This is a genomic window from Streptomyces termitum (assembly GCF_014650175.1).
Classification (GTDB): Bacteria; Actinomycetota; Actinomycetes; order Streptomycetales; family Streptomycetaceae; genus Streptomyces; species Streptomyces termitum.
The window spans coordinates 392,314-414,534 of sequence record NZ_BMUL01000004.1 but is presented as its reverse complement, the minus strand read 5'-3'; the positions used below and the strand labels follow the sequence as shown (position 1 = coordinate 414,534).

Annotated in this window: 22 protein-coding genes and 1 pseudogene; 7 read left to right on the top strand and 16 right to left on the bottom strand. The window is 73.4% G+C overall.

Going from position 1 to position 22,221, the window contains the following annotated elements:
* Window positions 1-82: 82 nt before the first annotated feature.
* From IE219_RS32410 to IE219_RS10430, 7 genes are all read right to left on the bottom strand, one after another.
* Window positions 83-1,891 carry a mycothiol-dependent nitroreductase Rv2466c family protein gene (locus IE219_RS32410; protein WP_308434018.1) on the bottom strand — a complete coding sequence of 603 codons (1,809 nt, stop codon included), beginning with the start codon at window positions 1,889-1,891 and terminating at the stop codon, window positions 83-85.
* A 116-nt stretch (window positions 1,892-2,007) separates the two neighbouring features.
* Window positions 2,008-2,661 (bottom strand): hypothetical protein, encoded by a 654-nt coding sequence (locus IE219_RS10455; RefSeq protein ID WP_189976310.1) that lies wholly within the window; start codon window positions 2,659-2,661, stop codon window positions 2,008-2,010.
* Between the two features lie 100 nt (window positions 2,662-2,761).
* Window positions 2,762-3,397: a DsbA family oxidoreductase gene (locus IE219_RS10450; protein ID WP_189976309.1), complete on the bottom strand. Its 636-nt coding sequence runs from the start codon at window positions 3,395-3,397 to the stop codon at window positions 2,762-2,764.
* Between the two features lie 146 nt (window positions 3,398-3,543).
* The gene (locus IE219_RS10445) at window positions 3,544-4,455 is read right to left on the bottom strand and encodes an NADP-dependent oxidoreductase (RefSeq protein WP_189976308.1); all 912 of its coding nucleotides are present in this window, start codon (window positions 4,453-4,455) and stop codon (window positions 3,544-3,546) included.
* Between the two features lie 192 nt (window positions 4,456-4,647).
* Complete coding sequence (locus IE219_RS10440) at window positions 4,648-5,739, bottom strand: 3-hydroxyacyl-CoA dehydrogenase NAD-binding domain-containing protein (protein ID WP_373298807.1); 1,092 nt, start codon at window positions 5,737-5,739, stop codon at window positions 4,648-4,650.
* A gap of 33 nt (window positions 5,740-5,772) precedes the next feature.
* A complete protein-coding gene (gene fabG, locus IE219_RS10435) occupies window positions 5,773-6,558 on the bottom strand; it encodes a 3-oxoacyl-ACP reductase FabG (protein ID WP_189976307.1) in 786 nt (261 codons plus the stop codon).
* Between the two features lie 166 nt (window positions 6,559-6,724).
* Window positions 6,725-7,957, bottom strand: coding sequence for an IS701 family transposase (locus IE219_RS10430; protein WP_189976306.1), 1,233 nt, complete (start codon window positions 7,955-7,957; stop codon window positions 6,725-6,727).
* Window positions 7,958-8,302: 345 nt separating this feature from the next.
* Here IE219_RS10430 and IE219_RS10425 point away from each other — a divergent pair, with 345 nt between their 5' ends.
* Window positions 8,303-8,926 (top strand): hypothetical protein, encoded by a 624-nt coding sequence (locus IE219_RS10425; RefSeq protein WP_189976305.1) that lies wholly within the window; start codon window positions 8,303-8,305, stop codon window positions 8,924-8,926.
* Window positions 8,927-8,985: 59 nt separating this feature from the next.
* Here IE219_RS10425 and IE219_RS10420 read toward each other — a convergent pair whose 3' ends face one another.
* Window positions 8,986-9,735 (bottom strand): hypothetical protein, encoded by a 750-nt coding sequence (locus IE219_RS10420; protein WP_229849692.1) that lies wholly within the window; start codon window positions 9,733-9,735, stop codon window positions 8,986-8,988.
* A 125-nt stretch (window positions 9,736-9,860) separates the two neighbouring features.
* Between IE219_RS10420 and IE219_RS10415 the strand changes: the two genes are divergently transcribed.
* Window positions 9,861-10,904, top strand: coding sequence for a helix-turn-helix domain-containing protein (locus tag IE219_RS10415; protein ID WP_189976304.1), 1,044 nt, complete (start codon window positions 9,861-9,863; stop codon window positions 10,902-10,904).
* A 56-nt stretch (window positions 10,905-10,960) separates the two neighbouring features.
* On the opposite strand, the gene IE219_RS31670 is transcribed toward IE219_RS10415, so the two are convergent.
* Window positions 10,961-11,233: a YkvA family protein gene (locus IE219_RS31670; protein WP_229849712.1), complete on the bottom strand. Its 273-nt coding sequence runs from the start codon at window positions 11,231-11,233 to the stop codon at window positions 10,961-10,963.
* A gap of 271 nt (window positions 11,234-11,504) precedes the next feature.
* Between IE219_RS31670 and IE219_RS10405 the strand changes: the two genes are divergently transcribed.
* A complete protein-coding gene (locus tag IE219_RS10405; protein WP_189976302.1) occupies window positions 11,505-12,374 on the top strand; it encodes an AraC family transcriptional regulator in 870 nt (289 codons plus the stop codon).
* 30 nt (window positions 12,375-12,404) lie between these two features.
* Here IE219_RS10405 and IE219_RS10400 read toward each other — a convergent pair whose 3' ends face one another.
* The 4 genes from IE219_RS10400 to IE219_RS10385 all read right to left on the bottom strand — a co-directional run bounded on the left by IE219_RS10400 (window position 12,405) and on the right by IE219_RS10385 (window position 15,677).
* Window positions 12,405-14,012, bottom strand: coding sequence for a phytoene desaturase family protein (locus tag IE219_RS10400; RefSeq protein ID WP_189976301.1), 1,608 nt, complete (start codon window positions 14,010-14,012; stop codon window positions 12,405-12,407).
* A gap of 324 nt (window positions 14,013-14,336) precedes the next feature.
* Complete coding sequence (locus IE219_RS10395) at window positions 14,337-14,732, bottom strand: GNAT family N-acetyltransferase (protein WP_189976300.1); 396 nt, start codon at window positions 14,730-14,732, stop codon at window positions 14,337-14,339.
* A 73-nt stretch (window positions 14,733-14,805) separates the two neighbouring features.
* Window positions 14,806-15,246, bottom strand: a complete 441-nt coding sequence (locus tag IE219_RS10390) for a hypothetical protein (RefSeq protein ID WP_189976299.1) — start codon at window positions 15,244-15,246, stop codon at window positions 14,806-14,808.
* A gap of 77 nt (window positions 15,247-15,323) precedes the next feature.
* Window positions 15,324-15,677: a ferrous iron transport protein A gene (locus IE219_RS10385; RefSeq protein ID WP_229849691.1), complete on the bottom strand. Its 354-nt coding sequence runs from the start codon at window positions 15,675-15,677 to the stop codon at window positions 15,324-15,326.
* An 84-nt stretch (window positions 15,678-15,761) separates the two neighbouring features.
* Here IE219_RS10385 and IE219_RS10380 point away from each other — a divergent pair.
* A protein-coding gene (locus tag IE219_RS10380) for an IS5 family transposase (RefSeq protein ID WP_189976298.1) occupies window positions 15,762-16,570 on the top strand; the annotation gives its coding sequence in 2 pieces (ribosomal slippage) (window positions 15,762-16,109 and window positions 16,112-16,570; 807 coding nt in all).
* An 8-nt stretch (window positions 16,571-16,578) separates the two neighbouring features.
* Here IE219_RS10380 and IE219_RS10375 read toward each other — a convergent pair.
* Window positions 16,579-17,112 (bottom strand): hypothetical protein, encoded by a 534-nt coding sequence (locus IE219_RS10375; protein WP_189976297.1) that lies wholly within the window; start codon window positions 17,110-17,112, stop codon window positions 16,579-16,581.
* A gap of 330 nt (window positions 17,113-17,442) precedes the next feature.
* On the opposite strand from IE219_RS10375, the gene IE219_RS10370 reads away from it, so the two are divergent.
* From IE219_RS10370 to IE219_RS10360, 3 genes are all read left to right on the top strand, one after another.
* Window positions 17,443-17,994: a PH domain-containing protein gene (locus IE219_RS10370; protein WP_098011969.1), complete on the top strand. Its 552-nt coding sequence runs from the start codon at window positions 17,443-17,445 to the stop codon at window positions 17,992-17,994.
* On the top strand, window positions 17,991-19,589 hold the full coding sequence (locus tag IE219_RS10365) for a PH domain-containing protein (RefSeq protein WP_189976296.1): 1,599 nt from the start codon (window positions 17,991-17,993) through the stop codon (window positions 19,587-19,589). The genes IE219_RS10370 and IE219_RS10365 overlap by 4 nt, the downstream gene beginning before the upstream one ends.
* A 150-nt stretch (window positions 19,590-19,739) precedes the next feature.
* Window positions 19,740-20,504: a class I SAM-dependent methyltransferase gene (locus tag IE219_RS10360; protein ID WP_189976295.1), complete on the top strand. Its 765-nt coding sequence runs from the start codon at window positions 19,740-19,742 to the stop codon at window positions 20,502-20,504.
* On the opposite strand, the pseudogene IE219_RS10355 reads toward IE219_RS10360, so the two are convergent.
* Window positions 20,474-21,320 (bottom strand): annotated as a pseudogene (locus tag IE219_RS10355) (IS5 family transposase). The gene IE219_RS10360 and the pseudogene IE219_RS10355 sit on opposite strands and share 31 nt — an antisense overlap.
* Window positions 21,321-21,498: 178 nt before the next feature.
* Window positions 21,499-22,101, bottom strand: a complete 603-nt coding sequence (locus tag IE219_RS10350) for an HD domain-containing protein (protein WP_189976294.1) — start codon at window positions 22,099-22,101, stop codon at window positions 21,499-21,501.
* Window positions 22,102-22,221: the final 120 nt, after the last annotated feature.

Below are 22,221 nucleotides of genomic sequence, written 5' to 3'. Positions count from 1 at the left end.
GCCTCCCGAGCCGGGCTTGAGCACGGCTCGGGGAGGACTCGGGGAGGGCTCGGGAACGGATCGAGGGACGCGCGGGGGCGGGTCAGCGCACGGTGCGGGGCTCCGGGCGGTCCGAGCAGCGCTTGAGCTCGAAGAAGGCGGGGTCGGTGGCGAGGGTGTGCAGCGCGTCCCACAGCCGCAGGGCGCGCTCGCCGGTGGGGATCTCGCTGAGGACCGGCCCGAAGTGCGCGGCGCGGCCGTTGACGGAGACGGCGGGGACGCCGATGAGTTCCCGGCGGAGGCCGTCGGACGGCACCCGGGCGTGGGAGGCCCGCAGCGCGTCGTCCCAGCGCTCCGAGTCCGCCTCCTTCGCCAGGGCGGCGGGGAGGCCGGCGTCCCGGAGCGCGGCCTCGACGACGGCGCCGACTCCGGCCATCGACTCGGCCATCACCTGCTGCCAGGTGTCGGCGGTGGCGTCGCGCACGGGGGCGAAGATGCCGTCGGGGGCGTGCAGGCGGCCGCCGAGGGCGGTGTAGAGGCGGCCGACGGCCTCGTCGCCGTGGGCGTGCCGGGTGGCGGCCACGACCCGTATGGGGCCCCAGTAGGCGTCCAGCATCCTGCGGCGCTGTTCGGACATCTCCGTGCCGCTGTTGAGGAGGGCGAGGCTCATCTCGTGCCAGCGCACGGTGAGCGGGCGGAGCGCGGCGACCTCGGTGATCCAGCGGGAGGTGATCCACGCCCAGGGGCAGAGCGGGTCGAACCAGAAGTCGACGGTGTCCCGGCCGACTTCGGCGGCCGGCCCGGTCGCGGTGGTCGCGGCGGTCTCCCCGGTCCCCGCGACCCCGGCGGCCTCTGTGGGCTCGGTGGTCCCTGCGGTCTCGGTGGGCTCGGTGGTCCCTGCGGTCTCGGTGTGCTTCATGAAGGGCCTTTCCCCTGTCGCTGTTCCGTCGGGGCCGTCGCCGGGGGCACCGGCGCGGGCCAGGGCCTCCAGGACGGCGTTCTGCCGGGCGTCGCGGGCGGCGGCGCGGTGCGCGTACCCGTCCTTCCCGTAGGTCTGGTCGGCCGTGTCGGCGAGGTGCTCGACGGTCCGTGCCGTCATGCGGGGGCGGCCGAGGTCCCGCCAGGCGCCGTCCATCCCGGGTCCGGCCGCCGCCAGCCAGCGGCGCAGACCGCCCTCGCCGCCGCCGAGGTGGAAGGCCTCGAAGGGGCCGACGGCGGCCCAGCGCACCCCGAGTCCCCGGGAGACGACGGTGTCGAGTTCGGCCATGGTGACGACGCCCTCCTCGACCAGGTGGACGCTCTCCCGGAGGACGGCGGCCTGGATCCGGTTGGCGACGAACCTCGGCACCGGCCGGCGCAGCACGACGGGCGTCCGGCCCACCGACCGGTAGAAGGCGGCGCACGCCTCGACCGTCGCCGGGTCGGTCCGGCTGCCGCCGAGGACCTCCACGAGCGGGACGACGTGCGGCGGGTTGAGGGGGTGGCCGACGACCACCCGGCCGGGGTCGGCCATCGCGGCGCCCATGGCGTCGGGCAGCAGCCGGGAGGTGGAGGAGAGCAGCAGGGCCGCCGGGGGCGCGGCGGCGCCGACGCGGCGGAAGAGGTCCCGCTTGAGTTCCAGGTCGTCGGGGAGGTTCTCCTGGACGGCGTCGGCGTCCCGGACGGCCCGTTCGAGGTCGGGTTCGATCTCCAGCAGGCGGGTGAGCCGGTGCGGGTCGCGGCCGCCGCCGGGCAGCCCGGGGGCCATCCGCTCCAGGGCGGCGGTGACGGTCGCGCGGGCGTCGGCGCGCCGGCTGTGGACGCGGACGCGCAGGCCGTGGGCGAGGAAGAGGGCGGTCCAGGAGAGTCCGATGACGCCGGCCCCGAGGACGGCGACCGTGCGCGGGGCGGGGCGGTCCGGTGCGGTGTTCATGTCTCACCCGTCGTGGTCGGTGGGGGGGGACGGCGCCGGGCGTCGGGGCCCGTACGTCCGGCGACGGCCGCCGGAGCGGTGCTCCGGCGGCCGTCGGGTTCATCCGTTCCGGCCCGTCAGGGCTGGACCGTGGTGGTGGAGAAGACCACCGGCTGGGCCGGGTCGGCGTAGCACTGGAAGGGGTCCCACTCGTTGGTGGTGGGCTGCAGGCGGTACCAGTAGAACGACGGGTCGTCGAAGCCGGTGCCGCCGGCCGTGGTCGTGAGCGTGCCGGAGCCGGGGGCGCGCAGGACGACCTCCAGGTTCGGCAGGTCGTACTCGACGCCGCCCTGGAAGGCGTCGTCGGACCGGACGACGAAGGTGTCGCCGTGCCGCTCGACCCACTGGCCGCCGCCGAGGTTGGAGCTGCCGCCGGTGAGCCGGTAACCCAGCACGGTGGCGCCGGCCGGCACCCGGTAGGCGATCCGCACGTCGGTCAGCGTCTTGTTGTAGGCGGCGACCGCGTTGATCGGCGCCGAGTCGAACGTGACCTTGAAGGTCTTGTTCGGGGCGACGGTGGCCGGCGCCGTCACGGTGAACGTACGGGAGTAGTCCACCGGGATCCACGAGCCCGTCACGCGGGTCTGGCACACGTACGGCAGCGTGCTCGTGGTCGTGGTGGCGGTGCCGCCGCCCGCCGCCGAGGCGGAGCCGCTCGACGCCAGGACCCCCGTGACGGCCATGCCCACCGAGGCGAGGAGGCCGGCTGCCTTCTTCCAGTTCGTCTGCACTGAGTTCCCCTGTTCTTCGCGCCTGGACGCTCCGGGCGCGCCTGGCCCAATCTGATCGGTCCGGCTGGAGCCGCGATCGAGCCCGCGTCCAGGCGCCGCGTCACGCCCCGGCGCGGGACCGGGCGCTCTCCAGGTGCTCCGCGAGCGCGGCGGGGGCCATCACCCCGGAGACCGGGGGCCGGCCGTCGATGACGACGGACGGGACGCCGGAGACGCCGAGTTCGCGGGCCCGCTCCTGGTCGGCGCGGACGTCGTCGGCGTAGGCGTCACCGGCGAGGACCGCGCGCGCCTCGGCGGCGTCGAGGCCGGCCTCCTCGGCGAGGCGGATCAGCACGTCGTGGTCGGTGATGATCAGCGCCTCGGTGTGGTAGGCGTGGAGCAGCCGCTCCACCATCGCGTCGGTGCGGCCGTACTTCCCCGCGAGGTGGGTGAGCCGGTGGGCGTCGAAGGAGTTGACCGGCCGGGAGAGGTGCATGTTGAGCTCCAGGCCCTCCTGCCGGCCGTGGCCCTGGATCTGGGCGACCCGGGCGGGGACGGCGGCGGGGTCCATCCAGGTCTCCATGACCTTCGCGGCCGTCGGGCCGGGCTCGCGCTCGGCCTCGGGGCCGAGCTCGTAGCTGCGCCAGACGACCTCGACCTCGTCCTGGTGGCCGAAGAGGTCGAGGGCGGCCTGGATGCGGCGCTTGCCGACGAAGCACCAGGGGCAGAGGATGTCGGAGAAAATCTCGATCTTCACGGGGGTCTCCTCGGAGGGGTCGGGCGGGTTTTCCCGGGGTGGTACGGGGGTGCCCCGGGAGCGTTTCCGGGGTGGTCCCGGGGGCCCGGGAGGTTCCCGGGGCGGGCGTTTCCCCCGGCCCCGGGGGCGGGTGGCGTCCCGAGGGGTCAGTCGATCGCCAGGACGATCTTTCCGCGCACGTGCCCGGTCTCGACCTCGTGGTGGGCCTCGGGGGCGGCGGCCAGCGGGAAGACCCGGGAGACCTCGACGCGGATCCGGCCCTGGGCGTAGAGCCCGGTCAGTTCGCGCAGGCGCTCGGCGGACCGCTGGCTGAAGATCGCCCGGACGCCGAGCTCCTCGACGCGGGCGAAGTCGACGAGGGTGCCGATCCGGCCGCGGTCCTTGACCAGCTCGACGGAGACGTCGAGGGCCGGGCCGCCGATGCCGTCGAGGGCGGCGGTGACCCCGTCGGGGGCGAGGGCGCGGACCCGGTCGGCGAGCCCGTCGCCGTAGGTGACGGGGATCGCGCCGAGGGAGCGGAGGTAGTCGTGGTTGCGCTCGCCGGCGGTGCCGATGACCGTGGCGCCCCACTCCTTGGCGAGCTGGACGGCGATCGTGCCGACGCCGCCGGCGGCGGCGTGCACGAGCAGGGTGTCGCCGGGGCCGACCTCCAGCGCCCGCAGGGCGGTGTGGGCGGTCTGCGCGGAGGCGGAGAAGGCACCGGCCTCCTCCCACGGCATGTTCGCGGGCTTGGCCACGACCTGGTCGGCCGACACGACCAGGTACTCGGCGTAGCAGGACAGCACGGCCCAGCCCAGGACCTCGTCGCCGGGGGCGAAGCCGGTGACGCCCTCGCCGAGTTCGTCGACGACGCCCGCGAAGTCGTTGCCGAGGACCTGGGGGAAGGCCAGGGTCATGCCGGGCGGGTTCCAGCCGGCCCGGACGGCGCAGTCGTAGGCCTGGACTCCGGCCGCCCTCACCCGCACCCGCACCTCGCCGGGGGCCGGACGGGGGGTGTCGAGCTCCGTCACCTCGATCGCCTCGGGGGCGCCGAAGGCTCGGATGGCTGCTGCCAGCATGGGTGGTTCCTTCCTCGTACGAATGGGGTCACGGGCGTGCCGGGGTTCTCCGGCGGGCCCGTGACCCCATCGTGCAACCTCAACCGCGGTCGAGGTCAATTGCCTTGATCAGGAAGGGAGTTGTTCCCGAGCGAACGTCGAGCGGACTTCGAGCGGACCTCGACCGGAGCCCGACCGCCCTTCGAGCGGACCTCAAGCGGACCGCGGTACGGCTCCGATCCGCACGGTCCCGGCCGGACCGTCCGTCGCCGCGCCGTCCGCGTCCCCCGCCGCCGCACCGTGCGCCCGGCCCTCGGCGGGGTCCGGGGGTGTGGCCCGGGCGAGGGCGACCGCCGCGATGACGGCGTTCTGCACCGCGTCGCGGTCGGCCGCGAGCTCCTCGTAGGAGCGGTCGCCGAACGCCTCGTCGGCCTGGGCGATCACCGTGCCGACGGTGGCCTCGTCGACCGGCGGCGCGCCCAGCCCGGCCCAGCCGCGCTCCAGGCCGACCCCGAGGTGCTGGAACCAGTGGCGCAGTCCGCCGGGACCGCCGCCGAGGTGGAAGGCCCGGAAGGGGCCGACGGCCGCCCAGCGCGGTCCGATGGAGGCGGTCACGATCCCGTCCAGTTCGGCCACCGTCACCACCCCCTCGCGGACCAGGTGGACGCTCTCGCGGAGCAGGGCCGACTGGAGCCGGTTGGCGACGAAGCCGGGGACGGTCCTGCGCAGCACCACGGGCGTCTTGCCCAGGCCCCGGTAGAAGGCGACCGCGTCGTCCACGGCCGCCGGGTCGGTCCGCTCCCCGGCGACCACCTCGACCAGCGGCACGATGTGCGGCGGGTTGAAGGGGTGGGCGACGAGCAGCCGGGACGGGTCGGCCGTCGCCGCGCCGAGGTCGTCGGGCGACAGGGTGGACGTCGAGGAGAGCAGCAGCGCGCGGGGGCCGGCGGCGGCACCGGCCCGCGCGAAGAGGTCCCGCTTGAGCGCGAGGTCCTCGGGGGCGTTCTCCTGCACGGCGTCCGCGCCCTCGACCGCCCGGGCGAGGTCCGGTTCGAAGCGCAGCCGGGCGGCGAGCTCCTCGGGGTCCCTCGGCCCGTCGGGCAGGGTGGCCGCGTACCGGCCGAGGGCGGCGCGCACGTGCCGTTCGGCGTCGGGGCGGCGGCTGTGGACGCGGACCGCGAGGCCCGCCGCGGCGAAGAGGGCGATCCAGCCGAGGCCGATGGTGCCGGTGCCGATCACCGCCGCCGTCCGCACGGCACCGGTCCCGGTGCCGCTGCCGGTGTCCGTGCCTGTCGTCTCGCTCACGGGTGCTCCTGGGATACGGGGGGAGGGCGCGGATCAGTAGGTGCCGAGGGCTCCGCAGACGTTCATGGCCTGCGCGGTGACGGCCCCGGCGGCGTCGGCGACGAGGTAGTCGACCATCGCGGCGACCTCCGTGACGTCCACGTAACGGCCGATCGGCACGCGGGTGGTGACCTTCTCGGCGGCCTCGTCCTCGGTGATGTCCCACATGTCCGCGTAGTGGCGGCGGACCCGCTCGGCCATCGGGGTCTCGACGAAGCCGGGGCAGACCGCGTTGACGGTGATCCCGGTCCTGGCGAGGTCCAGGCCCAGCGCCTTGGTGAAGCCGACCACGCCGTGCTTCGAGGCGGAGTAGGGGGCCGCGGTGACCGCGCCCTGCTTGCCGGCGGTGGAGGCGATGTTGACGATCCGGCCCCACTCCTTGCCGAGCATGCCGCCGCCGGACAGGACCTCGCGGGTCACCAGGAAGACGCTGTTCAGGTTGGTGTCGATGACGTCGTACCAGAGCTCGTCGGTCATCTCGGCGATGGCGCCGCCGCCGTTGCGTCCGGCGTTGTTCACGAGGATGTCGATCGTGCCGTACCGCTCCACCGCCGCGCGGACGAAGCCGCGGACGTCCTCCTTGTCGGTGACGTCGCAGCGGACCCCGTCGACCTCCAGCCCCTCGTCGCGCAGGGACTTGACGGTCCCGGCCAGCCGGTCCTCGTCCCGCCCGCACACGAAGACCCGGGCACCGCCCCGGGCCAGCCGGGCGGCCACGGCGAGGCCGATCCCGCTGGTCGCCCCGGTCACCACTGCCACCCGCTGCTGCCGCTCGGCCATTGTTCCTCCGTAGAACCGTCTGCTCGAAGCACGCTTGACGGTGCCCAGAGTCGGTTCCGGCCCTCGACGGGCGGTCGAAGAGGAGTCCAGCCGGACCCGACGCGCGCGCCGGCCCCGGAGCCGTACCGCTTCGTGCGGCTCCGGGGCCGGTCGTCGTAGTCGCGGGTCAGCCGCCGCGGGCCGCCGGGAGGGCGGCGGCGCGGGTCGCCGGGAAGGTGCGGGGGCCGGCGAGGACGGCCGCGAGGTGGGCCACGGAGGCCATCGTGACGTGCCGGTGCCAGCCCTGGAAGGAGCGGCCGCCGAAGTCCCGCAGGCCGACGCCCTCGGCGATCGGGAGGAAGTCGCGGGTGACCGTCTCGGCGAGCTCGACCAGGGCGATCACGTCGGCCGGCGGGAGGTCGGCGGCGTTGGTGAGCCACATCTTGGCCGGCCGCCGCTCCCGGCCCTGCCAGTGGGCCATCAGCAGCAGCTGGCGGCCGGGCTCGCGCCGGGGTCCCGGCATGCTCGCGGGCACGACCGGGATGACGGACACCACGGCGTCCTGGAGCGGCCGGCCCCGCGCGTCCTGGCATTCGAGGGGGCGGCGCATCCGCTTCATCGACTCGACGAGCTGTTCCGCCTGGATCTCCCGGTCGCTGTAGCCCTGGAGGGCCGTGCAGTCGATCCGCAGCGGGGTCGACGGACAGACCCGCATGACGAGGGGCACGCCGGCCCGGTCGAAGTGCCGGAGGCACTCCGCGACGTCGAGCCCCTCGCTGTCGACGACCACCGGCCACGGGGGCACGCCCCAGTCGCGGAGCGGTTCGAGGGCGGTCTCGCTCGCGCACGCCTCCAGGGTCTCCGGCCGGACCGTCTCGGGGATGCTCGCGCCGCGCCGCCGCGCGGCGTCCTCCGTCCACTCCGGGGGCAGGACCAGCCGCCAGTTCACCGGCACCGCGGCTTCGGCCGACGCCAGCCACGCCCCGTACGACTGCTGGCCGAGGACGGTCTGGCGCAGGTGGGGGACGAACTGCTCCCCGACCCCCACCGAGCGGGTGCCGACCCTCGGGACGACGGTCGGCAGCACCACCAGGGCGCGCGGTTCGGTCATCCGTCCGGCCGTGGCGGCGAGGGCGCGCCGGACCCGGGTCCATTCCCAGGAGGAGCCGCTGATGAAGTGGTGGGTGCTCTGGCGGGCGGCCTCCCCGCCGACCTGGTCCGCGATGTTGCGGAGGGTCTTGCGGCCGGTGGCTCTGAGCAGCCCGCGCGTGTACCGCTCGGCCTGGATCCGCTGGTCCCGTCTGCCCAGGGGGGCGAAGACGGAGTCGCCGAGTCCGGCCACCCACGCGTCGACGTCATCGGGTCCGGTGGAAGGTTCCTCGCCGACCGGGGCACCCCGGTCTGGCCGTCCGCCGTTCATGGTTCTCCCCCTGCTCATGACAATCACATGCCGCTTGAACATTTTCGGCATAAAATCCAATCGGCTGCATTCAAAAAACGACACAAGCAACCGAATTTGGCTAGAAACCAACATCGGCCGCTGTGGCGCCCCAGCCGCCGACGGCCTCGGGGACGACGGCCGCTCCCCCGCTCCCCGGATCTGGCCGGATCCGCACCGTCCCGGTCGGCGCGGACCGCACCGGCCCGCCGCTCGCCCCGCCGATTGGCCCCGGACCGGCCCGGTGAGGTAGAAAGCCCCGTCGATCAATCATGATCACGTCAGTGCGCCGGCTTCCGGCGCCGTCTCATTCGGGGGAATGAAGCAATGACATCGACTCGCCGCGCCCTCGGCGCGCTCGCCCTCCTCGCCGCGCTGAGCGGCGTCACCGCCTGCGGCCCGGACGGCTCCGAGGCCGCCGGCACCACCGCGGGCACCGGCGGCGGAACCTCGGCACCGGCCGCTCCGTCGGCCACCGCGTCCGGGACCCCGGCCGCCGACCCGGCCACGGGCGGCGAACCGACCGACGACGTCAACGGCGACGGAAAGGGCGGGGACTGCGGCAACCCCCCGGTCCTGCCCGCCGGGATCCAGAAGGTGAAGATCACGCTGATGCGTGACGCCGGCGGCTTCGAGGCCGCCGAGGCCACGCCGCACTGCACGCCGAACGACTGGATCTACGGCGCCGAGAAGGACGCCCCGACCAAGCACTACGTGCTCCCCACCAGCGTCACGGCGGACCTGGCCCTGGCCGACGGCCCCGGCCGGTGGAAGCGGGTGAACCACGAGCAGCTGGCCCTGCACGTCGACCGCTGCCTGGCCCGGGAGATCGGGGCGCCCGACGACTACCCCAAGGTGGAAGCGCCCTTCGGCTGCTTCGGCAACGTCTACGAGATCACCCTCGGCGCCCAGGGCGAAGTGAAGACGATCAAGGAGATCTGGAGCGTCTAGACCCCCCTCCCGGTCCGTGCCCCGGGGCGATCCGACGTCGCCCCGGGGCATGCGCCGCATCAGGCCCGCCACACCTCGGCCGCGGCGAGGAACGCCGACGACGACGGGCGCTCCGGGGTCCCTCCCCGGCTGATCGCACCGGGCAGGAGGCGGCCGTCGACGTGGGCCCGGGCCCGCTCGCACGGGCCCAGCACCAGGCTCAGGCTGTGTTCCGTGTCGCCCAGCGGGAACCGGTCGGTGGCGAAGGCGCGCCGGTCGAGGACCCCGGCCATGCTCACGTCGACGCCGCCGCCCCGGGCCCGCAGCCCGGACGCGAGGTCGATCCCGACCAGGACCTCTGACCGGTGGAACCGGGGGGCGGACCACGGCAGGCCGTCGAGTTCGGGGAAGTGGCGGACGAAGTGGTCGGCCAGCCAGAGCGCGAGGCGCGGGTCCTCCCCGACGACCCGCACGCCGTCCGGCCGCCAGAGCACGAGGACGTTCCCCGCCCCGTGGGTGGACCAGTCCACCTGCCAGGTCGAGAGGTAGGCGGTGCACGCGCCGGCCCCGTCGAAGAGCTGGAGGCCGGGGTTGGCGCCGACCAGGATCGGCTTGCGCGCCGCGGGATCGCCGGCCGTCGGCACCGGCGCGGCACCGGCCGCCGACGCCGGGGCGGCGGCGGCCAGGAGCCCCAGCGAGCCGAGGACGGCGCCCATGCGCACGATGCCGCGGCGGCCGACGGAGGCGGCGGCGGAAGGACGGTCCCAGCCGGGATCCGCGGCCGTCCCACGGGTGCTCTCGGTGCTCTCGGTCGTCAGGTCGGAGCGCAAGGCGCCTCCTCGGTCGGGGTGACACGGTCGCGGCCCACGATCCGGTGAGCACGGCGGCGGCCTCCACGCATTCGAGGGTCTTCGAATCCATCGGCCCGCCCCGGCCGCGGTGGGACACTCGCGGGATGGCGATGAGGGTGCGGCTGGACGCACGGGCTTGGAGCAGGTCGCGCTTCGCCACGTCCGCGGCCATGGAGGTGCTCGGTGTGCTGCGGCACCGCGGCCGGCATCCGGCCGCCCACGCGCGGGAGTGGCACGCCCGCGCCCGGCGGGCGCTTCCGCCGGGGCGGCTGGCGCTCCTCGAAGCCCTGGTGCCCGTCGACCACAGCTACATCCCGGACTTCCTGACGCCCGTGCCGCGCCCCGGCGAGTCGCTGCCTGAGGTGGTCGCCCGCATCGCGGCGACCCCGGTCGAGGAGGTCGACTACCAGCTCGACATCGCGATACGCGGCCGGCGCGTGTGGCCCCAGGTCCTCGCGCTGCACCCGAGCGCGGCGGTGTACGAGCGGTGGCGGCGGCCGATGCCCCCGGCGCTCGCGGCTCCGGCCCGCGACGGCGGCGGCGCCGTGGCGGCCGCGGCGGCGGAGGCGATGGCGGTCCTCTTCGAGGCCGTCCTGGCGCCGGACTGGCCGCGGGTCCGGGCGGTCCTGGACGCCGACATCGGCAACCGCGCCGACCGGATGGCGGCGCACGGCGCGGCGGCGGTGCTCGACGACCTCGGCGAGCGGATGCGCTGGACGGGCACCGAGCTCGTCCTGGAGCGCGCCTACTCCGGGGTCATCGACTGGGCCGACGAAGGGGTCCTCTTCGTGCCGACCACGACGCACGTCGGCCCGGTGCTGTTCGCCGCCGAGTATCCGCACACGCCGGTGCTGTTCTACCGGGCGCGCGGCATCGGCGCCCTCGGAGAGCGCCCGGCGAGCCCGGCGGAACCGGCCCTGACGGGACTCGTGGGCACGACCCGGGCCGCGCTCCTGACCACGCTGGAGACGCCCGCGTCCACGGTCGAGCTGAGCCTGCGGACCGGCTGGAGCAGTGCGACCGTCTCGTACCACCTCGGCATTCTGCTGCGGGCGGGGCTGGTCGACCGGCACCGCCGGGGCCGGGTCGTCCGCTACGCGCGCACCGGCCTCGGCACGGCGCTCGCGGCACCCCGGGCGGACCCGTAGGCGCCGCGTACCCCCGCGACCGCCACCCGAGCCCCGTACCGACCTGTCCGGCCGGATCAGCCCGTGCCCTCGGCCCTCCGCTCCACCGCCCGCGCACCGGCGCGGTGCAGCATCCTGAGCGCGACCAGCAGGACGCCGATGTCGTCGAGGAGGACGGGGTCGGGCAGCAGGTCCACCGGGCTCACCAGGTAGACCAGCGCGCCCCAGAAGAGCATCTTGCGGGACATCGGGATGCCGGAGTCGGCGAGGAGCCTGCGGGCCCGGAACAGGCGCACGGCCAGGACGGCCGCCACCGCCAGGGTCGCGGCGACGAGCACCCACCAGAACACACCCGTGCGGTCCGTACCGACCACCTCCTCCTCCGTACCCGGGGGCGCGCCCCGGCCGACCCGTCCCCTCCAGGGTACGTACGCCCCCGGTCCCGCCCCCCGTCCCGTGATCGGATCGCACCGCGCGGCACCGGTCCGGCACCTTCGGGACCGGGGGTCCCCGCGCCGTTCCGCGTGCCGCGCGCGGGTCCGACCGATCCGGTCCGGAACGATCGGGCGCGGCCCATACCCCCGCCGCCAGAGTGGGAACCGCAAGGAAGAAGGAGGCCCCATGATCGCGGCACTCAACCGCCTCGTCGATCTCGTCGAGGAGCACCTCGGCGAAGAGCTCGACGTGGACGCGCTGGCCGGGACGGTCGGCACCACCGGGTACCACCTGCGCCGGATGTTCTCGTCGCTGGCGGGCATGCCGCTGTCGGAGTACGTGCGGCGGCGGCGCATGACCGTGGCCGCGGCCGACCTCGTCCGGGGCGAGCGGGACCTGCTGGGCGTCGCCGTCCGGTACGGGTACGGCTCGACCGAGGCGTTCGGCCGCGCGTTCCGGGCGGTGCACGGCGCCGCACCCGGCGACGTGCGCCGGGACGGGGGCCCCTTGAGGACACAACCACGGCTCAGGTTCCGCCTGACCGTCGAAGGGAGCACTCCCATGGAAACCCGTCTCGTCGACCGCCCCGCGTTCCGCCTGGTCGGCCACGCGGCCCGCGTCCCCCTCGTCCACGAGGGCGTCAACCCGCACATCCAGCGGCACATCGCCGCGCTGCCGCAGGAGGAGCACGCGCGACTGAAGGCCCTCGGCGACACCGAACCGGCGGGCCTGCTCCAGGTCAGCGACGGCGTCGACCCCGACGCCCGGGAGGGCAGCGAGCTCACCTATCTGCACGGGGTCGCCCTGGACGGGGCCACCCCGGTCCCGGACGGGCTCGACTCCGTCGAGACGGCGGCGGGGACGTGGGCGGTCTTCCGCACCAGCGGCCCCCACCCGCAGGCCCTCCAGACCGCCTGGGCGGCGACCGCGACCGAGTGGTTCCCGTCCAACCCGTGGCGGCTGCGGCCGGGCCCGTCGATCGTCGCGTTCCTCGACCGGTCGGCCGACTTCACCACCGCGACCTGCGAGCTGTGGCTGCCCGTCGAGCCCGCGTAGGACACCGCCGGCCGCCCGTCCTTCCGGCCGTCACCGGGAGGCGGGCGGCCGGACGCCGTGTCCGAGCAGCCCGGCCCACAGCCGGGCCCTGCCCCGGCCGTCGAGGGCCTCGTGGGCGGCGAGCAGGCCGCCGGTGACCGCGCCGAGGAAGCCTCCGGCCAGACAGTCCTGGCCGGCCAGGTAGAGGCCGGGGACCCCGGTGCGCGGGCGGATCCAGTCCGCGAGGCCGGGGCCGCGGCCGTCGCCGAAGGCGGCGACGTCCTTGGCGAGGCCGTAGAGGCTCCCGCCGGGCCAGCCGGTGAAGTGCTCGGCCGACAGCGGCGTACCGAGCTCGTGGTACGCCACCCGGCCCCGGGTGCGCGGCAGTCGGCGGTGGAGCACGGCGAGGAGTTCCGCGCTCAGTTCGTCCTTCAGCCGGAGGTAGGCGGGGTCCCGGTGGCGCGGGCGGGAGCCGTGGAAGGGGGCGAACAGGTCCGGGCGGACGTACGCGAGGACCTCGCCGGTGGACCGGCCGGGGTGACGCGCCTCCCAGGTGGGGTCCTTGGCGCAGGAGAAGGAGAGGAAGCATCCGCTGACGCGTCCGGCGGGGCCGTCGAAGAAGGCGTCGCAGTCCCCTTCGGTGACCATCATGTTGTGCCGGGGCAGGCCCAGTTCCCCAGGCGTGCCGTCGAGGCCGAGGAAGAGCACCACGAACGGGAAGCCGCGCCGCATGCCGTCCAGCCGCTCCGCCCCGGCGGCGGGCGGGCCCGGCAGCAGGGTGCGGTAGGTGTGGTGGGCGCCCGCCGCGCCGACCACGACGGGGGCCCGCACCCGGGTGCCGTCGGCCAGGACCACCCCCGTCGCCCGCGCCCCGGCGCGCTCCCCGTCCCCGTCCCGTACGATCCGGGCGACCGGGGCCCGTACGAAGACCTCGCCGCCCGCCTCCCGGATCGGGCCGAGCATCGCGCGGGCGATGGCGGCGCTGCCGCCCACCGGATACCAGGCGCCGGTGCGGAAGTGCTCGAACAGCACGGCGAGGAGGAAGAACGGCAGCCGGCGGGTGGAGTCGGCCAGCAGCAGCGCGCTCTGTGTGAGCAGCACCTGCCGCAGCCGCGCGTCGCGGACCTTCTCCTCCACCACCTCGCGGGCGGGGCGCAGTGCCTCCGGCGGGACGGCCACCGTCCGCAGGACCCGGGCGAGCCGCCGCGCCACCGGCCCCGACAGCCGCCCCAGCGCGAGCGCGGGCAGCACCCCCCGGCACCGCCGGATCAGCGCGAACAGCTCCCGTACGCCGTCCCGTTCGGCCGGGAAGCGGGCGATCAGGGCGGCCTGCTGGGCGTCGAGGCCGACGGGCACGGGGTGGTCCTCCCCCGCGATGCGGTACTCGTCGTACGGGTCCCCGAGCGGCGCCCACTCCAGCGCGCCGCCGGTCAGGTAGTCGGACAGCACCCGTACCGGCTCGCCCCTCCCCAACTGGCCGACGTAGTGGATGCCGACGTCCCACTCCCAGCCGCGCCGCCGGTAGGCGTGGGTGTAGCCGCCGGCGGTGTAGTGCCGCTCGAAGACCGCGACCCGCCGCCCCTGCCGGGCCAGGCAGACCGCCGCCGTCAGCCCGCCGGCCCCCGACCCGACCACCACCGCGTCATACGCCCCCGCCACCCCGCCGGCCCCCCACGGCCGCCCCACCAGCACCCCTCGGGGCGGGGCACCGGAATCACGGCGGGGGGACCGGGGCGGAAGGGAACTGACCATGGGTACGACTCCGGAGACGGGACGAGCGGAAAGGACGAACGACACCCGATCGAACGCCCCGCACCCACCCGGGTTCCGGCCCCGCCCCCACCATCACCTGGACGGCCCCGGCCGAACACCGACCGCCCCCGCCCCCTGCCCCACCGCTCCCGGCCAGATCCCCACTGCTCCCGCCCCGCTCCCGGCCACTCCCGACCGCTCCCGACCGGCTGCCGGTCGGCTCCCGGCCGCTCAGAGCGCGATGAGACCCGCCGCCGTCGGCCTGAACCCGCAGGCGTCGAGGTAGAACGGCCGCAGGTCGTCCTCGAAGTCGACGTGGAGCCACCCGCATCCGGCCTCACGGGCCCGCCGCACGGCCTCGGCGACGAGCCCGGCCCCGATCCCGGCCCGGCGGCGCCCTCCCGCGACCACCGTGTCGAGGAGGAACGCGTGAACTCCGCCGTCCCACACGACGTTGACGAACCCGACGAGCTCGCCCTCCTCCCACGCACAGACCCACCCGAGGCTGTACCGCCGCACACGGGCCACCCAATCGACGCCCGAAGCCGCCCCGCCGAACCCCTCCGCGTGCAACGCGTCGACCGCGACGTTGTCGAAGTCGCCCCGCCATTCATAACTGATCGCCATATGCCGAGCGTAGAACGCCCCTTCACCGCGATCCCGCGGTCACCTTCCGCAACTCCCTTGGCCGACGGGCGGGTCAGCCGAGGGCGGGGGTCGTGAGGTCAAGGGTCAGCAGGTTCCCCCAGTCGTTGGTGAAGACGGCCCGCATGCCCTCGTAGCGCACGCCGACGAACGGGTTGGAACGAAACATGACGGCGACCCACCGCAACGAGGAGTCAGCGTCGAGGCGGGCGAGATAACCGATGTTGCCCATCCCGCCGCCCCCGCCGGACATCCACCCCGATCCGTCCGGCAGCGGCACCTCGAAACAGGGATCCACCTCGTCGACGTGGTACTCCTCAAGGGCCCGGGCCACATCGAGCACCCCTCCGACACGAAAGGGAATCGGCTGCCCGGCATCCGGGTGATGCGCCCCCGGTCCGTCGACGTGCAACTCCAGCCCGGTGTCGTCCGGTCGATACAGACCGTCCCGAAGCGGGATCTCTCCCGCTTTCCAAAGCCTCTCGACCATTCCCATGCCCGACTCCACCGCCCCTCAACGATTCTCCCGGCTCGCCGGAGGATTCGAACGTGGCAACGTGACCTGCCGCACCCCTACACCACGGACTCGGGCCTCGTCCGCAGATACCGACCCCAGACCTGGGCCTTGCGATAGGGGCCGTCCCCGTCGCTGTCGTACTGCGGTGCGTCAAAGGTGACCCAGTACAGCAACTCGCCGCTGAACGCCTGGGCGTGTTCGTTGGGCACGGCTGCACCCACGGCATCGATCGTTCCGGAGAACTCCGCCTGCCAAGGGCCGTCCCAGTCAGGATCCCGAACGACCGTGACCCGGGTGCCCGGCGCCCATGCACCCGCCGGCCACGCCCGGCTCAAGGGACGGCCGAGGACGTGCTCCACGGCCTGGCGATCTTCTGCCTCCGCGGGAACGGATGCGGAGCGTCCTGTCATGCCACCCACCCTGCCCGCACCGCTTCGGAATCGCCAGAGAATAAGACGTCGTTTCTTATGGTGTGAGAGTTCGTTGATCCGTGCATGACGGATCTCGTGGAGCGACTGGTGCCGGACGAGTTGTGGGTGCTGTTCCGGCGGGTGGTGCCACCGACTGAGGTGATACGCCCCCAGGGCGGTGGCCGACGCCGGGCCGGTGACCGCGAAGCCCTGGCCGCGATCATCTTCGTGGCGACGTCGGGCTGCACGTGGCGGCAGCTGCCGCCGGTGTTCGGCCCGGCCTGGCCCACGGTCTACCGCCGGTTCGCCCAGTGGAGCCGGGACCGGGTCTGGGCCAGGCTCTACCGCGTGATCCTCGACGAACTCGGAGCGCGGGGCGAGCTGGACTGGTCGCGGTGTGCGATCGACTCCGTCAGCCTGCGGGCGACAAAAGGGGGCCACTGACGGGACCGAATCCGACCGACCGCGGCAAACTAGGATCGAAAATCCACCTGGTCTGTGACCGCAACGGGCTTCCGCTGTCCTTGGGCATCTCCGGCGCGAACATGCACGACAGCTTGGGCCTGGAGCCGCTCGTCCGGGGCATCCCGCCCATCCGCTCCCGCCGCGGACCCCGGCGCCGGAAGTCGGCGAAACTGCACGCCGACAAGGGGTACGACTACGACCACCTGCGGCGATGGCTACGCCAGCGGGACATCCGTCCTCGCATCGCCCGCAGGGGGGTCGAGTCCTCACAGCGGCCGGGCCGGCACCGGTGGGTGGTCGAGCGAACCGTGTCCTGGCTGGCCGGCTGCCGAAGGCTCCACCGCCGCTACGAGCGCAAGGCCGAACACTTCCTTGCCTTCGTCGGCATAGCCGCAGCCCTCATCGGCTTCCGAAGACTGGCAGGCTGAGACGCCGGTTATCCGATGAACTGTTCCGTCGTCTGGCGATACTGCTTTGATCGATCTTCCGTCAGTTTCCACAGAGCAGGAAGACCGCCCTCCCGCATCTGGGCTTCCGCCTCTTGCTGGCACGCTGCCTCGAAGCGGAGCAGGCTGTCGGAGGAGCCGATACGGACGGCAATCGGCCAGGATGCCGCCGCCTTCGAGGCAAACTCCAGGGTCTGCGCTGACGTAATGTCCTGCTGCTTCGGCCGGGTCAGCACCACCGTGCCGAAGACCAGAGAGGACCATCCTGCGACAAAGGCGTGGCCGGCGAGCTCTGCCGGATACCTGGCATCCAGGGACCAGCTCTCGGCGAACGCAGAGCCGAGCAAGTCGTCATCGAGCCCTCGACCGTCGAGAAACGCTGTGATGTTCTCCAGCCCCGCCATGATCGGGCTGTAGTGGTCAAGCAGGCCAGATCGCGTGGTCAGTACCTGCACGGCTCCGCCCAGCCGGATGGCTGCGGCGCAACACAGCGCCGTTCCCGCAACGTCAAACGCCTCGTCCACGAGCCCCCACCCCTTGCCCAACCCCAACGATGGCCCCCTCCGGCACGATAACCGCAAGAGCGCCATAAGAAACGACGTCTAAGCACCGTTGCAGTACTAGACGCCCCCCTTCTGCGAGGTGCCGCCGCCGGTCAGGGGCCCAACCGGGGTCAGCCGAAGCGGGGTTCGAGCGCCTGTCGACCGAGCAGGAGGAACAGCGCGGCAGCGTGGTGTGATAGCCATATGCGAGCCCGCTTCCACCGTTGAACGGAGCCGAGTCCGCCGCGAGGCCGGGAGGGGCCTGCGGCGGGGCGTTCTCCCCAACCGCTCGACCTGCTCCTGGAGTTGACGATGGCTGATTCCGCGACGTCCGAAACCCACGCCCATGCCCCACCCGTCGGCACCGCCTCCGGCGGGGACTTGGCGCTGCGTCCGCCCAGTCATGCACCGGACCGGCGCTCGATCGGCTGGTGGACCGTCCAGGCACTGGTCACCGTGCTCCCGCCGACGCTGATCCTGGTGCTGCTAGGGGTGCTGATCACACCGGCCCGCTACTGGCTGATGCTGGCGGCGGCCGTGATCGGCGCGCCCGGCCTGCTGTACACGGCCGTGATGCCAGCCTGGCGGTACCGGGTGCACCGCTGGGAGACCACTGAGGACGCCGTGTTCACCCGGGCCGGGTGGGTGCGCCAGCAGTGGCGGATCGCGCCGCTCTCGCGGATCCAGACCGTCGACACCGTACGGGGCCCGATACAGCAGATGTTCGCGCTGTCCACCCTTGTCGTCACCACCGCGTCGGCCGCGGGGGCGGTGCGGATCGACGGCCTGGCACAGGACAAGGCCCGTGATCTCGCGGAGGAACTGACCCGGATCACGCAGGCCACTCCCGGAGACGCGACATGAGCGCCCGGGGCCGGAACGGCACCGCGGACTCGCCACAGGCGGGCGCCGTGCCCGGCGATCCCACGAACGCCGCGCAGTCCGGTGCGGGACGGGCGGACGCGGAGGCCGCGTGGCGCCGACTCGACCCGCGGATCATCGCCGTGACCAGCACCGGGAGCGGGCTGCTGATCATCACCGCCGCCGTCATCATGTGGTGGCGGGACGCACCGTGGTGGCTGCACGCGGCGGTTCCGCCGCCGCTGCTCTGCTTCCCCGTGTACGAATGGTGGCGCTGGCTGAAGACCACCTACCGGCTCACCCCGGAACGCATCGAGCTGCGGACGGGCGTCCTGGTGCGCAGCCACCGCTCCATCCCCCGGCATCGGGTGCGCAGCGTCGACGTGTCCGCGAACCCGCTACGCCGGATCTTCGGCCTCTCCACCGTGAAGGTGGGCACGGGCCACCGGGTCGGCTCCGCGGACAACGCCGTACTGACGCTGGACGCGCTGTCCCGCCGGGACGCCGAGACACTGCGCCAGGACCTGGTGCGCCGTACGGCCGTGGAGGAGGACCAGGACACCATCGGGCGGATCGACTGGAAGTGGCTCCGGTACGCACCCCTGTCGAGCTGGGCCGTCTTCCTGGGGCTGAGCGCGGTCGGCGGAACGTACGAGGTGCTGGACACGGTGGGCGCCGACCCGGATGCGGTCCTGATCCCGCAGCTGTTCTCCTGGCTGAGCCGGGCCGACCTCCTGCCGGTGATCGTACTGGGGCTGCTGGGCCTCGTGGTCGTCGGAGCCTGCGGTGCGACGGGCCTGTACGTGGAGATGTGGTGGGACTTCCGCCTGCTGCGGGAACCGAACGGCGCACTGCGGGCGACTCGCGGTCTGTTCGTGACCCGGTCGGTGACGCTGGAGGAGGAGCGGCTGCGCGGGATGGAGATCGCGGAGCCGCTGCTGCTGCGCTGGGGCGGAGGGGCGTACACCTACGCGGTGGCAAGCGGCACCGGCTCGGCCGAGGAGGAGATCAGCAGCTACGTCACGAGCGCGATGCTGCCGCCCGCCCCGCTCGCGGAGGCACACCGGGTGGCCGCGGCCGTACTGCGCGAAGAGGAGGACCCGACCGCTTCCGTACGGCTCGTTCCGCACACCCGCCACGCGCTGCTGCGCAGGCTGCGCTGGGCGTTCTTCACGGGCACGGGGCTGGGTGGCCTGCTGGTCCTGCTCGGGGTGCTGCTGACGGACGTACTGATCCACATCGGCTGGACCACGGCGTTGGTGGCGTACGCCGCGGGGGCCCTGTTCGCGCGGGACGCGGCCCGCAGTCTCGGGCACGGCGTCACCGGGCGGTACCTGGTGACCCGGCACGGTTCCGTGAAGCGCCGCACGATCGCGCTGCGCCGGGACGGGGTGATCGGATGGAACGTCACCCAGTGGGCCTGGCACCGCCGTTCGGGCCTGTGCACCCTGACGGCCACCACGGCCGGCGGGCGCGGGGCCTACGACGTGAAGGACGTGCTGATGCCGGAGGGGCTGCGCTTCGCCGACGAGTCGGTGCCCATCCTGCTGGACCACTTCGTGACCCGCGGACAGGACCGGACCGGGACCGCCCCGTGAGGGCGACCGAGGACAGCGGCGGCCGGATGCTCCCGGGCCTCCGGCCGCCGCCGTGCTCGGACGTGCCCGGCTCAGACGTCGTTTCCTTTGGTGTCTTGGCGTGAGAAGGCGTTCTTGTTTGGGTGTGATCCCTGGGTGAGGATCGGTTCCATGAGCCGTGTCTATGACGATGAGCAGCTGGCCGGCGCCTACGAGCGTGGCAACGAGATGCCCGAAGCCTCGCTGCGGGCCTGGGTTGAGCTGATCGCTTCCTATGTGCAGCGGACATCGCCATCCATCGTCGAGATCGGATCGGGAACGGGCGTCTTCTCGGCCGCGATGGCTCGCTGGATCGAGGGAAGCGAGGTGATGGCCGTCGATGCGTCAGAGGTGATGCTTGCCGAGGCCCGACGGCATCATCCACATCCTGCGGTGCGGTATCTGTCGGGGGAGGCGGAGGCGGTGCCCGCCGCTGCGGGGACCTTCGACCTGGCCTTGATGTCCCGCGTTATTCATCACATTCCCGACCGCGCGCGAGCGGCCCGCGAGCTGGTCCGCGTGCTGCGCATCGGCGGGAGAGTGGTCATTCGCACCACGTTCCGCGAACGGCTGGATGCGCTGGTGTACGACTTCTGGCCGCAGCTCCGGGCGATCGACGAGCAACGCTTCCCGGGCGAAGAGGAAGTGGTCGGCGACTTCGTCTCTGTCGGGTTCACCTTGGACGAAGCCACCTCCTTTGCCCAGCCGGTCGCGACAAACCTGGCGGAGTACCACACCCGGCTGGTCAGCCGGCCGCAGTCGAAGTTCACCCATCTCACCGATGAGGAATTCCACCGGGGCCTTGTCCGCTTGGAGGCCACGGCTCGGAGCGAGGCGTTGGGCGAGCCCCGGCCAGTCCTCGAACGCTATGACGTGGTCGTGTTCTCCCGCTTGTGACAGGCGCTTCGTCGCTCCAGGCGGCGGTAGCCGATGAGGGTTGCGGCTATGCCGACGAAGGCCAGGAAGTGTTCGGCCTTGCGTTCATAACGGCGGTGTAGACGTCGGCAGCCGGCCAACCAGGAGACCGTCCTTTCGACCGCCCACCGGCGGCGGCCCAGCCGCTGTGAAGACTCGCCCCCCTGCGGGCAATGCGGTGGCAGATGCCCCGCCGACGGAGCCATCGGCGCAGGTGGTCGTAGTCGTAGCCCTTGTCCGCGTGCAGTTTCGTCGGCCGCCGACGCCGAGGTCCGCGGCGCGACCGGATGGGCGGGATGCCACGCACAAGTGGCTCCAGGCCCTGGCTGTCGTGCACGTTCGCGCCGGAGATTCCCAGGGACAGCGGCAGTCCGTTCCTGTCGGTAATCAGGTGGATCTTCGATCCCAACTTGCCGCGATCGGTCGGATTCGGTCCGGTCAGCGGCCCCCTTTTGTCGCCCGCAGACTGACCGAGTCGATCGCGCACCGCGACCAGTCCAGCTCGCCCCGTGCCCCGAGCTCGTCGAGGATCACGCGGTAGAGCCTGGCCCAGACCCGGTCCCGGCTCCACTGGGCGAACCGACGGTAGACCGTGGGCCAAGCCGGGCCGAACACCGGCGGCAGCTGGCGCCACGTGCAGCCCGAAGTGGCCACGAAAATGATCGCCGCGAGAGTCTCGCGATCACCGGTCCGGCGTCGGCCCCCGCCCTGCGGACGCTTCACCTCAGTTGGCGGCACCACCCGCCGGAACAACACCCACAACTCCTCTGGCACCAACCGTTCGACCAGATCCGTCATGCACGGAACAACGAACGATCACGCCAAAGGAAATGAAGTCTAAGGGCCGGGGCGCCGACGGCGGGCCGGTCCGCACCGTCGGGCCACCGAGGAGTACCCCCACACACGGACGCCCGCCAGGATGGCCGAGGCCCTTCGTGCACGCCTCGGGCGACCGCCTCCTGACGGTCCGGCCCCGTCACGCCCCCACCGGGAACGCCACCTGGAAGGCGAGCCGTCGGGCGGCGTCCGCGCCGATCCGGGTGAGCAGGTCGTCGAGGGCGAGGTACTCCTCCCAGGGCTCCCGCCCCGACACCCCGGCCAGTTCCCGTACGAGCCCGTCCTCCAGGTCCGGGACGCGCTTGTCCTTCCACACCTTGTCGGCCACGCTGACGAGGAGGTCCTCGATCCCCGCATCCGTATCGCCCCACCTCGCGTGGTCGGCGGCGAACCTGGCGAGCCCGGGTGCGAAGCCGTGTTCCAGGAGCAGGTCCCGGCCGGCCGTTTCGTGGTCCGATCCGGGTCCGGAGAGCTCCCCGGGGTGCAGCACCTTGCCCACATCATGGGTCGCCGCGCCGAAGAGGACGGCGTCACGGTCCCACACCAGTTCCGGGTAGCGGGCTTCCGCCCAGGCGACCAGTTCGGCCGCGACGTCGTGGACCAGACGCAGGTGGGCCGCCAGGCGCGGCGGGGCCTCCAGGGAGCGCAGGAGCTCCGCCACCACGGCCGGCAGCGGCCTCAAGGGCGGCTCGCCGCAGGCGTTCAGGGCGCGGGACAGGAGGTCGGAAGGCGTCGCGGTCACTCCGGGGACCCTACCGGCCACCGTCCCGATCGGCTCCGCCGTTCACGTACACGGCCGGGAAGCAGATGGTGACCTTCCGTCACATGTCCCGCCCCAGGCAACCCCGGCCCCCTCCCCCGC

Coding starts and splice junctions, on each gene's coding strand:
- IE219_RS32410 (WP_308434018.1), bottom strand. CDS start 1,891: ATGAACACCGCACCGGACCGCCCCGCCCCGCGCACGGTCGCCGTCCTC.
- IE219_RS10445 (WP_189976308.1), bottom strand. CDS start 4,455: ATGCTGGCAGCAGCCATCCGAGCCTTCGGCGCCCCCGAGGCGATCGAG.
- fabG (WP_189976307.1), bottom strand. CDS start 6,558: ATGGCCGAGCGGCAGCAGCGGGTGGCAGTGGTGACCGGGGCGACCAGC.
- IE219_RS10430 (WP_189976306.1), bottom strand. CDS start 7,957: ATGAACGGCGGACGGCCAGACCGGGGTGCCCCGGTCGGCGAGGAACCT.
- IE219_RS10425 (WP_189976305.1), top strand. CDS start 8,303: ATGACATCGACTCGCCGCGCCCTCGGCGCGCTCGCCCTCCTCGCCGCG.
- IE219_RS10415 (WP_189976304.1), top strand. CDS start 9,861: ATGGCGATGAGGGTGCGGCTGGACGCACGGGCTTGGAGCAGGTCGCGC.
- IE219_RS10405 (WP_189976302.1), top strand. CDS start 11,505: ATGATCGCGGCACTCAACCGCCTCGTCGATCTCGTCGAGGAGCACCTC.
- IE219_RS10395 (WP_189976300.1), bottom strand. CDS start 14,732: ATGGCGATCAGTTATGAATGGCGGGGCGACTTCGACAACGTCGCGGTC.
- IE219_RS10390 (WP_189976299.1), bottom strand. CDS start 15,246: ATGGGAATGGTCGAGAGGCTTTGGAAAGCGGGAGAGATCCCGCTTCGG.
- IE219_RS10385 (WP_229849691.1), bottom strand. CDS start 15,677: ATGACAGGACGCTCCGCATCCGTTCCCGCGGAGGCAGAAGATCGCCAG.
- IE219_RS10370 (WP_098011969.1), top strand. CDS start 17,443: ATGGCTGATTCCGCGACGTCCGAAACCCACGCCCATGCCCCACCCGTC.
- IE219_RS10365 (WP_189976296.1), top strand. CDS start 17,991: ATGAGCGCCCGGGGCCGGAACGGCACCGCGGACTCGCCACAGGCGGGC.
- IE219_RS10360 (WP_189976295.1), top strand. CDS start 19,740: ATGAGCCGTGTCTATGACGATGAGCAGCTGGCCGGCGCCTACGAGCGT.